The organism is Hymenobacter gelipurpurascens, from assembly GCF_900187375.1.
GTDB lineage: Bacteria > Bacteroidota > Bacteroidia > Cytophagales > Hymenobacteraceae > Hymenobacter > Hymenobacter gelipurpurascens.
The window spans coordinates 1,415,875-1,429,054 of the sequence record NZ_FYEW01000002.1; the positions used below are offsets into that span (position 1 = coordinate 1,415,875).

Below are 13,180 nucleotides of genomic sequence, written 5' to 3' on the forward strand. Positions count from 1 at the left end.
AGGCCCTCTTGTATTGGATGGTGGCAGGTGCCGGCAGGTTATCAGAAAGTGCAGGTCCGGCCAGTGAATCCGCACTTGCTAATACACTGTCTACCTGATTTATAACCCATTATTCGTCCGCCGCCAACGCGCAGCAGTAGTCTTAGCTGCTACCACTTGCACTGCCATAGAAAACCCACCGTTGGGCAGAGGCCTAGGCCACTTACGCCTGCTCCTGCAGCCACTGTTGGGCAGGCGTTTCTTCCGTAAATACGCGTATTTCGGCCCCGGCATCGGGCATCATACTGAACTCCGTGAGGCGGGGCCGCAGCACATCGGCGTGGTAGGGCGTGGTCAGGTAGGCCAGTCGGCGGATAGCGCCGGGCAGGGCCGCCTGAAAATCGTGGCGAAACTCCTGCAGCACCCAATGCAAATCACTGGGGTCGGCGAGGCCGCGGCTGCGCAGGTCTACCAGCCAGCGGCCAGCCTGCTCCTGCCGGGCCAGCGTGAGGGCCGCGTGGTAGCCGGCGCGGTGCTCGGCCGGCGAGGCGGGCCGGGTCCAGCGCATAAATAGCAGCCGCAAATCGGGGCGGTAGGAGAGGCGCAGGTAATCGGTGTCGAGGAGTTGCATCAGAGAAGCCGCACGTAAGGTAAGGCATCCCTTCCTGGCCTAGCAGCATGAGTAAAGCAACTAGCCTACCATGATGTTTGCATGAACTCAGCTATTTCAAAAAAAAGAGCCGCTGTAGTTCAGCGGCTCTTTTTTGTGGTACGGCTTACTGGCCTAGGCCTGTGGTTTCTGCCCCAGGCTTTTCTCCCGAATGGCCCGGAACTCGGAGCTGGATTTCCAGCCGGGGAACGTGGTTTCATTGCTGAGGCGCTGGCCTACGCGGAACAGCAGACGGGCATCCTGCTCCATGCCGCGCAAATCCCAGTCGGCGTGGTACTCGTCGGAAGGCTGGTGGTATTGCTTCTCCTCGAACTCCTTGTGCTGCTGCGTGATATAGTCCTTGCCCTTGGCCCGGCTATCGGCGGAGCCGCTGGCGTAGAGCGAGGGCACGCCCACCTTGGCAAAGTTGAAGTGGTCGGAGCGGTAGTAGTAGCCCTTCTCCGACTGCGGATCGGGCTGGATGTAGCGGTCCTGCTCCTTGGCGGCCTCCCGGGCATAGTCGTCGAGGTCCGACTGGCCTAGGCCTACTACCGTCAGGTCGCGCATAGGCCCGAAGGAGGAGAGGGCATCCATGTTGATATCCGCCACCGTTTTGTTGAGTGGAAACAGCGGGTGAGCGGCGTAGTAGCCGGAGCCCAGCAGGCCCTGCTCTTCGCCGGTCACGGCCAGAAACACAATGCTGCGGGCGGGAGGCTGGGGCAGCTGCTTGAAGGCTTTGGCAATGCTGAGCAACGCCGCGCAGCCGCTGGCGTTGTCTACGGCTCCGTTATAGATGGAGTCGCCGTTGATGGCGGGGCCGATGCCCAGGTGGTCCCAGTGCGCCGAGTACAGGATATATTCATTGGGGCGGGAAGCACCGGGCAGCACCGCCACCACGTTTTTGGAGTTGCGGCGGCTCAGCTTGTTCTGCACACTCACGCTTAGGTTCAGACCCATCGGCTGTGCCTTGAAGCCTTTTTTGTTGGCGGCCGCATACAGCTGGTCGTAGTTGAGGCCGGCGGCTTGGAACAGCTTTTTGGTGGCGTCCAGCGTTATCCAGCCTTCAATAGCGCACTTGCTGGCGCCTTTATCGGTGGTTTGGGGGCGCAGCTTGGCACCGGAGTAGCTGCTCTGCACCACCGACCACGGATAGGCGGCGGGCTTGGTATCGTGTACAATCAGCAGGCCGGCGGCACCTTGGCGGGCTGCTTCCTCATACTTGTACATCCAGCGGCCATAGTAGGTCATGGCCTTGCCCTGGAACATGGTGGTGTCGTTGCCCGCGTTGCCGGGGTCATTCACCAACACCACCACTGTTTTGCCCTTCACATCGAGGCCGGCATAGTCGTTCCAGCCATATTCAGGCGCTACCACCCCGTAGCCCGCAAACACTAGCTCCGAGTTTTTCAGGGCCACAGAAGGCACTTCGCGCTCCGTGAAAGCCATGAAATCGGTTTTGTAATTGAAGGTCAGGTTCTGGGCCTTGCCGGTTACCTGCATGGTGTTGGACGGCGTGCCCGTAATTTCGACCAGCGGCACATCCTGAAAATAAGAGCCACTAGGCCCCGGCTTCAGACCGAGCTTCTTGAATTCATCGGCCAAGTATGCAGTAGCTTTTTCCTCGCCTACTGTGAACGGCTTGCGGCCCTGGAACTCATCAGACGCCAGCACTTTGATGTGGGCGCCGATATCAGCGGCCTTGATGCCATCGGGCGGCGAGACAAAAGCGGTGTCGGTAGCGGCGGCCGTTTCCGTGGTGGCCGTGGTGGTTTCGGTAGTGGTAGAGTTGCTTTGGCAGCCGGCCAACAGGCCTAGCAGCACCGGGCCCGCCAAGGCGGCGGAGGAAAGAAAACGCATACAGGAGTAGGGGAGAAGTGTGGAAGAACAGAAGTGACCTAGCATACCTTTTCGGCTACTAGGCCACTCTGCCTCAAGGTGCTGAAAATCCGCTGAATTTATATAGTGCGTTGGATGGATACATGTTGGAAAGGTATTGTAATGTCGAGCTTGTCGAGACATCTCGCGTGCTGACGTTGTTGAAAAAAGAACGTCATGCTGAGCTTGTCGAAGCATCTCTACCGCTGGTTAATCACTGGCCTAGGCATATTGCAACAACGAAGCGGTAGAGATGCTTCGGCAAGCTCAGCATGACAGCATAGTGTGGCAACATCAGCATGCGAGATGTCTCGGCAAGCTCGACATGACGTTCATACAAACACATTTCACCCAGCTCTCAGCCCCCGAAACAGGCCTAGGCCACTGCCTGCATCTTCCGGTTTTTTAGTGTGTCTTTCGCGGCGTAACTTCCGCACCACGATCTTTCCTCATTCTCTATTTTCCCTTTATGACCCGTAATCACCTGCTACTGCTAGGCCTTGGCGCTTCCCTGACGCTAAATCCGGCAATGGCCCAACAAAAGGCAACGCCCAAAACCCAGACGGTAACCAAACCGGCCGTGGCTACTGCCGGCGGCGCTAAGCTGGTAGAAAAAGTAACCCGCAAGGGCAGTGAGCTGGTGATTCCGTACGAGAAGTACGTGCTGCCTAACGGCCTCACGCTCATCGTGACCGAAGACCACTCTGACCCGTTGGTGCACGTAGACGTGACCTACCACGTGGGCTCGGCCCGGGAGCAGATTGGCAAGTCGGGCTTTGCCCACTTCTTTGAGCACATGATGTTCCAAGGCTCCGACCATGTAGGCGACCAGCAGCACTTCAAGCTCGTAACCTCGGCCGGTGGCACCCTGAACGGCTCTACCAACCTCGACCGCACCAACTACTACGAGACGCTGCCCAGCAACCAGCTGGAAACCGGCCTGTGGCTGGAAGCCGACCGCATGGGCTTCCTGCTGGATGCCGTGTCGCAGAAAAAGTTTGAGATTCAGCGCTCTACGGTAAAGAACGAGCGTGGCCAGCGCGTGGATAATGCCCCTTACGGCCAGGCCAATGAATATATCATCCGGACACTGTACCCTTACGGCCACCCGTACTCATGGTCAACGATTGGCTACCTCGAAGACCTGGACCGCTCGAACGTTGACGACCTGAAAAACTTCTTCCTGCGCTGGTACGGCCCGAACAACGCGACCCTTACCGTGGGTGGCGATGTGAAGACGGCTGAGGTAGTGAAGATGGTGGAGAAGTACTTCGGCCCCATCAACCGCGGCCCGGCCGTGGCTAGCCAGAAGCTGGCTCCCGTGAAGCTGACCCAGGACCGCTACGTAAGCTACCAGGACAACGTGCGCTTCCCGATGCTGCGCATGGTGTTCCCGACGGTGCCCAACGGCCACCCCGACGACGTTCCACTGGCCGTGTTGGCCCAGATTATTGGTCAGGGCAAGAACTCCCTGATGTACAAAAACCTGACGAAGACGCAGAAAGCGGTACAGGCTTCGGCCTACAGCAGCACCAACGAGCTGGCCGGTGAGTTTGCCGTCATCGCGCTGCCCTTCCCCGGCAAAACCCTCGACTCCCTGGAGCTGACGGTGCGCAAAACCATCAAGGAGTTTGAAACCCGTGGCGTAACCGACGAAGACATTCAGCGCTTCAAGGCATCGGAAGAGGCCGACCTGATTAATGGTCTGAGCAGCGTAAACGGCAAGGTAAACCAGCTGGCCGCCAACCAGACCTACTTCGGCAACCCTAACCGTCTGCCTCTGGACCTGAAGAACATTCGTTCCGTTACCAAGGCCGATGTGCAGCGCGTGTACAACCAGTACCTGAAGGGCAAATCGGCGGTAATCCTGAGCGTAGTGCCGAAAACAGGCGGCGTTCAGCCGGCCAAGGCCGATAATTATACTGTATCGAAGGCTGGCTATGTAGCTCCCAAAGACGAGTACGCTGGCCTAAAATACGTAAAGGCTACGGATACCTTCGACCGCGCCAAGCAGCCTGCTGCGGGCACCAACCCAGTGGTGCAGGTACCCGCTATCTGGCAGTCCTCGATGGACAATGGCCTGCGCATCATGGGAACCCGTAACCAGGAAATCCCGACGGTGACCATGCTCATGACCATTCGGGGTGGCCACCGCCTGGAGCAGACTATGCCCAATAAAGCCGGTATTGCTTCGCTCACGGCTGCTATGCTGAATGAAGGCAGCCAGAAGTACACCGGAGAGCAGTTCAGCTCAGAGCTGGATAAGCTCGGTAGCTCCATCCGCGTATCGGCCGGCGACGACAACACGACGGTATATGTGCAGAGCCTGACCAAGAACATTCCGGCGACCATGAAGCTGCTGGAAGAGCGCCTCTTGCACCCACGCTTCGACCAGGCCGACTTCGACCGCATCAAGAAGCAGACGTTGGAAGGCATTGCCAACCAGAACACGCAGCCGGTGGTGATGGCCGACAAGGCGTATGCCCGCTTGCTCTACGGCCCTACCAACGTCCTGAATACGCCTCTGAGCGGCTCGGCTGCCACGGTTTCGGCCCTGACGCTGGACGACGTGAAGCAGTTCTACCAGCAGTACTACGCGCCCAACGTGAGCTACCTGGTAGCCGTGGGCGACGTAGACCAGAAGGCTCTGACGCCGCAGCTGGCCTTCCTGAAAGGCTGGGAGAAGAAAAACGTGTCGCTGCCCGCCGGTGATAACGCTGCGAATCCCGATAAGACCCGCATTTATTTTGTGAACAAGGAAGGTGCGGCGCAGTCGGAAATCCGGATTGGTTACCTCACGCCCTTCACCTACGATGCTACGGGTGACTACTACAAGGCGTTCCTCTCGAACTACCTGCTAGGCGGCGCCTTCAACTCACGCATCAACCTGAACCTGCGCGAAGACAAAGGCTACACCTACGGCGCCCGCTCGGGCTTCCAGAGCACCCGCTACGTAGGTCCCTACACGGCTTCGGCTGGTGTGCGTGCCGATGCTACGGCCGCTTCAGTGAAGGAATTCATGAAGGAAATCCAGAACTACCGCAACGGTATTTCGGATGAGGAGCTGCAGTTCCTGCAGTCGTCGGTAGGCCAGAGCGATGCCCTGCGCTACGAAACCGGTCAGCAGAAAGCCGCCTTCCTTACCCGCCTGATTGAGTACGACCTGCCCCAGGACTATGTGAAGCAGCAGAGCGACATCCTGAAAAACCTGAAGAAGGAAGATGTGCAGGCCAGCGCGCAGAAGTACCTGCCCGCCGACAACATGTACATTGTGGTAGTTGGCGACCGGGCCAAAGCCTTCCCCGACTTGGCTAACCTGGGCTACGAAGTGGTAGAAATGGACGCCGACGGCAACCGCCTGACGGCCTCCGCACCAGCAACAGTACCTGCCCCCACCGGCCTGACCCCACCCCTGGAAAATGAGAAGATGAAGCTCAAGACCAAGGATGCCAACGGCAAGAAGGAAAAGCGCAAGTCGAAGAAAGACAAAGACGAAAAAGCCGACGCTAAAACCGCCGACGCCAAGTAGACTGGCCTACGCGCTTTCGTAAAGCGTATCAAGCCGTAAAAACCGCCCTGTCCGTTTAGTCGGGCAGGGCGGTTTTGTTTTCGGTTGAGGAAGTAGTGGCCTAGCGCACTTCCACTAGCACGTCATCCTGACGAAGGAAGGATCTTCTCACGTCAGCACGAGGTACTAGGCCACCCAGACCAACATGAGAAGTTCCTTCCTTTGTCAGGATGACGTGCTTTTTATAATAACGTCAGCGCGCTAGATGCTTCGCCGTATTCCCCGCCAGAGCCCTGACCGTTCGCTCAGCTTAAGGCGTAAAGTATTTGTTGTATAACTCCGTCTATCAACTGACTAGCTGCAGTGACACAAGCAAACAGCCCATTTCAGATTCCTTCTTCTATGCGCAAAACCTTTAAACTCATTGGACGGCTACTGGCCGGTTTTGTGGTCGTTCTGCTAGTGGCAGGCGTGGCCTTCGCCAACCTGAGCCCGGAGCTAGGCAGCAAGCCCACCAAGGAGCAGCGAGTGGCCTACGCAAAGTCGGGGCATTATGAGGATGGCGAGTTCAAGAACCTGGTGCCTACTGAGATGATGACGGGCGGCAGCACCTTCTCGGCGCTGTGGAAGTTTGTGTTTGGAAAAACGCCCAACGCCAACCCCGCTAGGCCACTCCCTACCCAGCCACTCACGGCCGCCAGCATCGAGCAGAAAACGCCGGAAATCGTGCGCGTAACGTGGTTTGGGCACTCGGCCAGCTTAGTGGAAATAGCGGGCAAGAACATCCTGCTCGACCCCATGCTGAGCGTGAAGATGGGCCCGCTGCCTTTCCTGACGCCTAAGCGCTACAATCCGCAGCTAGCCATTACCGCCGAAGAATTACCGCCCATCGACGCCGTCCTGATTTCCCACGACCACTACGACCACCTGGATTATCAGTCCATTCTGCGCCTCAAGGATAAGACCAGCAACTTCTACGTGCCGCTGGGAGTAGGCGCCCACCTGCTGGCCTGGGGCGTAGCACCCGCCAAAGTGCACGAGCTGGACTGGGGCGACTCCGTGAAGCTGCCCGGCCTGACCATCATCAGCACGCCGGCTCGTCACTTCTCCGGCCGCGGCCTCACCAACCGCAACTCCACCTCCTGGAGCTCCTGGGTGATGAAATCGGCCACGAAGAGCGTGTTTTACAGCGGCGACGGAGGCTACGGCCCTCACTTCCAAACCATCGGCCGCCAGCACGGCCCCTTTGATCTGGCCCTAATGGAGTGCGGCCAGTACGATGCGCAGTGGGCCAATATTCATATGATGCCCGAGCAAACCGTGCAGGCCGCGCTGGATGTGCAGGCCAAGCTGTTGCTGCCCGTTCACTGGGGCGCCTTCACGGAAGCCCATCATGCCTGGAATGAGCCCGTGCAAAGAGCTTCCGCAGAAGCAGCCCGCCGCAACCTGCCCATGACCACGCCCGAACTAGGCCAACCCATCACGCTAGGCCAGCCCTTGCCGCAGCTGGCGTGGTGGCGGTAGGCCACTCCGGTTGTCATTCCGAGTGCAGCGAGGAATCTGGGTTAACCTCCAAGTAAGGTCCCAGATTCCTCACTCCGTTCGGAATGACAAGACTGACCTACGGAACAATTTACCCCTCCCCGTACGTCGTTCTGAGAACGGCATGGGCTGATGCAGCCTCCGCCCCTAAATCCGTATCTTTCCCAAGCCTGAAACTGGCTGAAGACCTATGGTGGAGCAAGACCCTGCAACAACTCGGGCGCTGGACGATGTGCTGGCCCGGCTCGATGCCTTTAAGCGTAAATTTTATCTGAGTCTGTTGGTGCGAGGTGCGCTGGTGGCCGGCGGGCTGCTGCTCACCTTGTTTCTGGTGTTCAACCTGCTCGAATACTTCCTGTACCTGCCCACCTGGGTGCGGGCCGGACTGCTGTTTGGGTTCGTAGGCCTGTCAGTATATGCGTTTGTGCACTGGATTTGGCAGCCGCTGGCCGCGCTTACCAATCTGCGCCGCATGCTGACGGATGAGCAGGCTGCCCGACGCGTGGGTGAGCTGTTCCCCAATGTGCAGGACCGCCTGCTCAACGCCCTGCAGCTGCGGGGCCAAGCCCAGACCAACGCCCTGCTGGCCGCCAGCCTCGACCAGCGCGCGGCCCAGCTGCGCGGTGTAGAGTTCAGCCAGGGCATCAACATCAAGAGTCAGACTAGGCCACTCTGGAAGTACATAGCTGTGCCCGCCGCCGTGGTCATGCTGGTATTATTGATTTACCCGGCGCTTTTCGTACAGGGTACCGAGCGCATACTGCACTACAACAACAAGTACAGCCCGCCCGCGCCGTTCCGGTTTGTGGTGGCGAACAAAGACCTTAAGGCGTTCAAGGGAGAAGATTTTACCTTGGATGTAGCGGTGGAAGGGGAGGCCCTGCCCAACGAAATCATCATTGAGTACGGTGGACGCACACGCCGCCTTTCGCGCAGCCAGGGCAACCGATTCCAGTACCAGTTCCGACAGTTACAGCAGGATGTAAATTTCCAGCTTTCGGCCGCTAATGTCACCTCTACGGAGTACGACCTGAAGGTGCGGGAGCGGCCCAACCTGCGCGACTTCGTCATTCGGGTGGCCTACCCATCCTACATCGGCAAACCCACCGAAACCATCCGCAACTCCGGCAACCTCACGGTACCGGAAGGCAGCACCGTGCAGTGGGAGTTCAATACGGCCGCTACCGAAAAGCTGCAGCTGCAGTTCCGCAACCCCGACGAAACCGTGACGGCCGAGGCCAACGACGAGCTGTTCCGGGTGACGCGCAAGGTTCTGCGCAGCCAGGATTACACGGTAAAGCTCCAGAACAGCTTCAGCCCCAACCGCGACCCAATTCAGTACCAGCTCACCGTAATTCCGGACCAGGCGCCGGAAATAACGCTGGAAAGCTTCCAGGACACTACCTCGCTCCGTTTTCTGGCCTTGGCCGGCAACGTGCGCGACGATTACGGCCTCTCACGGTTGCAGCTGCACTACCGCGTGCTCAGCAAGGGCCGCCCTAACGCGGCCTACCAGACCCGCGCTCTGCCCCTGAGCAGTGGCCCCAACCAGAGCTACGCTCACCAGTGGGATATCCGGCCGCTAGGCCTCAAGTCCGGCGACCGGCTGGAGTATTTCGTGCAGGTATGGGACAACGACGGGGTGCACGGGCCGAAGTCGGCCAGGAGCCGCGCGGCGGAATTCCGGCTGCCCTCGCGCACCGAAATGCGCCAGCAGATGGCCTCCCAAAGCCAAGCGGTGCAGAGCCAATTAAGCCAGTCGAAGGAAGAGAGCAAGAAAATGGAGCGGGAGCTGGCTAAGGCCGAGGACAAGCTGAAGGTGAAGCGCGACTTAAACTTTCAGGACCGCAAGCAGCTTAAAGATATGCTCGACCAGAAACAGCAGATGGACCAGGCCCTCGATGACCTCAAAAAGCAGTTTGAGCAGCTTCAGGAGCAGCAAAATGAGCTCAACCCTGAGAAAAATGATGAGCTGGCCGAAAAAGCCAAGGAGCTGCAGAAGCTGATGGAAACCCTCCTGGACCCCGAAACCAAGAAGCTCTACGAAGAGCTACAGAAGCTTCTGGATCAGCAAAAGGACCAGAACCAGCCCGAAATGCAGAAGCTCCTGCAACAGCTTGAAAACAAAGAAAACACCTTGCAGAAAGAGCTGGAGCGTGCCCTCGAGATGTTTAAGCAGCTACAGTTTGAGCAGAAGCAGGACCAGGCCCTCGAAAAGCTGGAGCAGCTGGCCAAGGACCAGGAAAAGTTAGCCGACGAAACCCAGAAGAACGACAAAAACGGCTCCGACGCTCCCAAGGATAAAGCCCAGCAACAGCAGAAACAACAGGAGCTGCAGCAAAAGCAGGCCGAGCAGAAGCAGCAGTTTGAGGAGCTGAAGCAGGACCTCAAGGATATGAAGGAGCTGGACAAGCAGCTCGACGACCAGAACGGGGCCGACGAGATGAAGCAGGAGCAGCAGGACGTGGACCAGCAGCAGCAGGAAAGCCAGGAGCAGCTCTCGAAAAACCAGAACCAGAAGGCCAGCCAGAGTCAGAAGCAAGCCGCTGACAAGATGAAGCAGATGGCCCAGAAGATGCAAGAGCAGCAGGAAGAGGAGGAGTCGGACCAGCAGCAACAGAACATCGACGACCTACGCGACATCTTGGAAAACCTGCTCAAGCTGAGCTTCGATGAGGAAAGCCTGATGAAGCAGTTCCGCACTGTTGACCAGTCGGACCCGCGCTTTGTGCAGCTCGGCCAGACCCAGCGCAAGCTCAAGGACGATGCCCGCGTGGTGCAGGATTCCTTATATGCGCTGGCCAAAAAAGTCTTCCAGATTCAAAGCTTCGTGACCCGCGAGGTGGGCGAAATGAACGGCCGCATGGACGAAAGCCTCGACCAGATTCGGCAGCGAAACGTGGGCCGGGCCACCAGCTCGCAGCAGCTGGCCATGACCAGCATGAACAACCTAGCCCTGATGCTGAACGATGCCCTGCAGCAAATGCAGGAGCAGCAGCGCCAAAGCCAGAGCCAACAACAGCAGGGTGGGGGCAAGCCGGGCCGCAAAAAGAAAAAAGGCAGCTCAGCCGGCGAAGGCCAGCTCGGGCGAATGCAGCAGCAGCTAAACCAGCAGATTCAGCAGCTGCAGCAAAGCGGGAAGCAGGGCCGCGCCCTCAGCGAGGAGCTAGCCAAACTGGCCGGGCAGCAGCAAATGCTACGGCAGGCCATGCAGGAGCTGGAGCGCATGCAGCAGAAAACAGGTGGCAAGCCCGGTTCCAACAAAGACGGTAAAGGCCAAGACGGCGCCGGGGGGCTCGGCGACGTGAAAAAAATGATGGAACAAACCGAAACCGACCTCGTAAACAAGCGGCTGACGGAGCAAACTGTTATGCGTCAGCGCCAAATCTTGACTCGCTTGCTGGAAGCCGAGAAATCGGCCCGGGAACGAGACCAGGATGATAAGCGCGAAGCACAGACAGCCCAGAACCGCCCGCCTGTTTTTCCGCCGGCATTTGACAAGTACAAACGCCAGCAAAACCGGCAGACGGAACTGCTCCGAACCGTTCCGCCCGCCCTCACGCCTTACTATCAGCGCGAGGTGAGTGAATATTTTCAGAAAATGAAGTAGCGTTAAGTTACTTTTACCGCCCCTTCGCCGCTTTCCCTCTTTTCTTTTTTTATGAAGCAGGTTAAAATTCAGATTCCTTCGCTGGTCGAAAATATCCGTGTAGTGGAAAGTTTCATCGACAATTCGAAGGATACATTTCACATCGAAGACGACATCTACGGCAACATCATGGTAGCTGTAACTGAGGCGGTTAACAACGCTATCCGTCACGGCAATAAGTTCGACAAAGACAAGAATGTATTCCTGTCCTTGGAGGTGGAGAAGGACCGGGTGAAGTTTGAGGTAGAGGACGAAGGAGAAGGCTTCGACTATACCAATCTGCTTGATCCGACGGCTCCCGAAAACATCGAGAATCCTGGCGGACGCGGTATTTTCCTGATTCGCCACTTGGCCGATGAGGTAGACTTTCAGAAGGACGGCCGCAATGTGCAGCTCACCTTTCTGCTGCCTGCTACCCAGGAAACTGCTCTGAACGGTGCCACCAATGCTGCTGCTACCAGCAACTAAGTAAGGTATGAGCGACTTGCCCCAGGATCACGACGAGTTTGAGGACGATACCACCCACGAGCACGAAGTGCACGGTATAGAGTTTCTGGTCGAAGACGTTGAGTTTGAGCTAGGCGACGCGGAGGAGTTGGTATCCTGGGTCGAGCAAGTAGCTAAGGTGCACGAGTACGAAATCGTGCAGCTGACCTATATTTTCTGCTCCGACGAGTACCTACATAAGGTAAACGTAGAGTACCTAGACCACGATACCTACACCGACGTCATCACCTTCGACAACGCCGATACCTCGGATATCATCGAAGGCGACATCTTCATCTCGGTGGAGCGCGTGCGGGAAAATGCCGAAAAGCTGGGCGTGCCCTTCCGCGACGAGCTGCACCGCGTGATGATCCATGGGGTATTGCACCTGCTGGGCTACGCCGATAAGGATTTACTTAGCCAGACAGCCATGCGCAAGAAAGAGGACTACTGCCTGTCCTTGCGCACCTTCTAGGCCAGTTGTTCCGAGTTAAGTTCAGAAAAACGCCCGCCTAATGCGGGCGTTTTCTATTTTGGAGTGGCCTAGCCGAGCACGCCGCGCTGCTTGCTAGGCCACTGTATATTTCTATCTGACTCATTGCCGCATGTCCGCTACTCCTTCCTATATGCCCATTATCAGGGGCGACATGCTGGATTATTACCTAAGCCAAGGCTATTACCGGATGCAGCAGGATCTGTTCACCTGCCGGTTTCTGCCCATTGACGGTGGATTCTACACGGTGCATTGGCTGCGTTTCGTGTTAGCCGACATGCAGTATGGCCCTGAGCAACGTCGGCTGCTGCGCCTCAATGAGCGGTTTTCCACGTTCATTCGTCCGTTTAAAATCACCAGTGAGCTGGAAGAGCTCTATGCCCAGTACCGCAGCTCCATCACCTTTGATGCGCCCGAAACCGTGGAGGCCTTTATGCTGGCTGGGGCAAAGCACAACGTGTTTAACAGCGAGGTGATAGAAGTGCGAGATGGAGGCCTACTAATTGCCGCTGGTATCTTCGATAGTGGCCTACAGAGCCTGGCGGGCATCATGAACTTCTACCACCCGGAGTACCGCAAGCGCAGCCTGGGCAAGTACCTGATGCTGCTGAAAATCAACCATGCGCTAGGCCACCAGAAGGCACATTACTACCCCGGCTACGTCGTGCACAATTACCCTAAGTTCGACTACAAACTGTTTCCCTGCCCGCGTGCTACGGAGGTATTCGACTGTGTGAGTGGCCTATGGCTGCCGTACTCACGGGAGGTGGTAGCGAGCCAATCGGCGGAATTGATGGCCGATTTATCGGAGCAGGACTTTGACTTTGATGAGCTGATTTGAAGTGGCCTAACGGCTGGCCGGCGTGCCCGTGAGTGGCCTAGGCCACTAGCTACCAGCCCGGTGTGCGCAAAAAAGTAGACGAGTGCGTATCTTTGCGCACGTTTTGAGCGTGTTGCGCGGCTTATTGAGCTTGATTTCCGGAAGAAGCGCCTGCCCAA

Annotated in this window: 8 protein-coding genes; 6 read left to right on the forward strand and 2 right to left on the reverse strand. The window is 57.6% G+C overall.

Features of this window, described 5'->3' with window-relative positions; translation table 11 throughout:
* Nucleotides 1-202: 202 nt before the first annotated feature.
* Both CFT68_RS17905 and CFT68_RS17910 read right to left on the reverse strand, forming a co-directional pair.
* Complete coding sequence (locus CFT68_RS17905) at nucleotides 203-610, reverse strand: STAS/SEC14 domain-containing protein (protein WP_088844931.1); 408 nt, start codon at nucleotides 608-610, stop codon at nucleotides 203-205.
* Between the two features lie 153 nt (nucleotides 611-763).
* Nucleotides 764-2,485, reverse strand: a complete 1,722-nt coding sequence (locus CFT68_RS17910; protein WP_088844932.1) for a M28 family metallopeptidase — start codon at nucleotides 2,483-2,485, stop codon at nucleotides 764-766.
* 487 nt (nucleotides 2,486-2,972) lie between these two features.
* Here CFT68_RS17910 and CFT68_RS17915 point away from each other — a divergent pair, with 487 nt between their 5' ends.
* From CFT68_RS17915 to CFT68_RS17940, 6 genes are all read left to right on the forward strand, one after another.
* Complete coding sequence (locus CFT68_RS17915) at nucleotides 2,973-6,032, forward strand: M16 family metallopeptidase (RefSeq protein WP_088844934.1); 3,060 nt, start codon at nucleotides 2,973-2,975, stop codon at nucleotides 6,030-6,032.
* Between the two features lie 381 nt (nucleotides 6,033-6,413).
* A complete protein-coding gene (locus CFT68_RS17920) occupies nucleotides 6,414-7,535 on the forward strand; it encodes an MBL fold metallo-hydrolase (protein ID WP_088844936.1) in 1,122 nt (373 codons plus the stop codon).
* 208 nt (nucleotides 7,536-7,743) lie between these two features.
* A complete protein-coding gene (locus tag CFT68_RS17925) occupies nucleotides 7,744-11,163 on the forward strand; it encodes a DUF4175 family protein (RefSeq protein WP_088844938.1) in 3,420 nt (1,139 codons plus the stop codon).
* 51 nt (nucleotides 11,164-11,214) lie between these two features.
* Entirely contained in the window at nucleotides 11,215-11,670 is a 456-nt protein-coding gene (locus tag CFT68_RS17930; RefSeq protein ID WP_088844940.1) for an ATP-binding protein, read from the forward strand.
* Nucleotides 11,671-11,677: 7 nt separating this feature from the next.
* Nucleotides 11,678-12,163 (forward strand): rRNA maturation RNase YbeY, encoded by a 486-nt coding sequence (ybeY, locus tag CFT68_RS17935; RefSeq protein ID WP_088844942.1) that lies wholly within the window; start codon nucleotides 11,678-11,680, stop codon nucleotides 12,161-12,163.
* Nucleotides 12,164-12,293: 130 nt separating this feature from the next.
* Nucleotides 12,294-13,022, forward strand: coding sequence for a GNAT family N-acetyltransferase (locus CFT68_RS17940; protein ID WP_245815435.1), 729 nt, complete (start codon nucleotides 12,294-12,296; stop codon nucleotides 13,020-13,022).
* Nucleotides 13,023-13,180 lie beyond the last annotated feature (158 nt).

Excerpts from the sequence above, each read along its gene's own strand:
- CFT68_RS17925 (WP_088844938.1), top strand. The coding sequence starts at position 7,744 with ATGGTGGAGCAAGACCCTGCAACAACTCGGGCGCTGGACGATGTGCTG.
- CFT68_RS17920 (WP_088844936.1), top strand. The coding sequence starts at position 6,414 with ATGCGCAAAACCTTTAAACTCATTGGACGGCTACTGGCCGGTTTTGTG.
- CFT68_RS17930 (WP_088844940.1), top strand. The coding sequence starts at position 11,215 with ATGAAGCAGGTTAAAATTCAGATTCCTTCGCTGGTCGAAAATATCCGT.
- CFT68_RS17910 (WP_088844932.1), bottom strand. The coding sequence starts at position 2,485 with ATGCGTTTTCTTTCCTCCGCCGCCTTGGCGGGCCCGGTGCTGCTAGGC.
- CFT68_RS17915 (WP_088844934.1), top strand. The coding sequence starts at position 2,973 with ATGACCCGTAATCACCTGCTACTGCTAGGCCTTGGCGCTTCCCTGACG.
- CFT68_RS17905 (WP_088844931.1), bottom strand. The coding sequence starts at position 610 with ATGCAACTCCTCGACACCGATTACCTGCGCCTCTCCTACCGCCCCGAT.
- CFT68_RS17940 (WP_245815435.1), top strand. The coding sequence starts at position 12,294 with ATGTCCGCTACTCCTTCCTATATGCCCATTATCAGGGGCGACATGCTG.
- ybeY (WP_088844942.1), top strand. The coding sequence starts at position 11,678 with ATGAGCGACTTGCCCCAGGATCACGACGAGTTTGAGGACGATACCACC.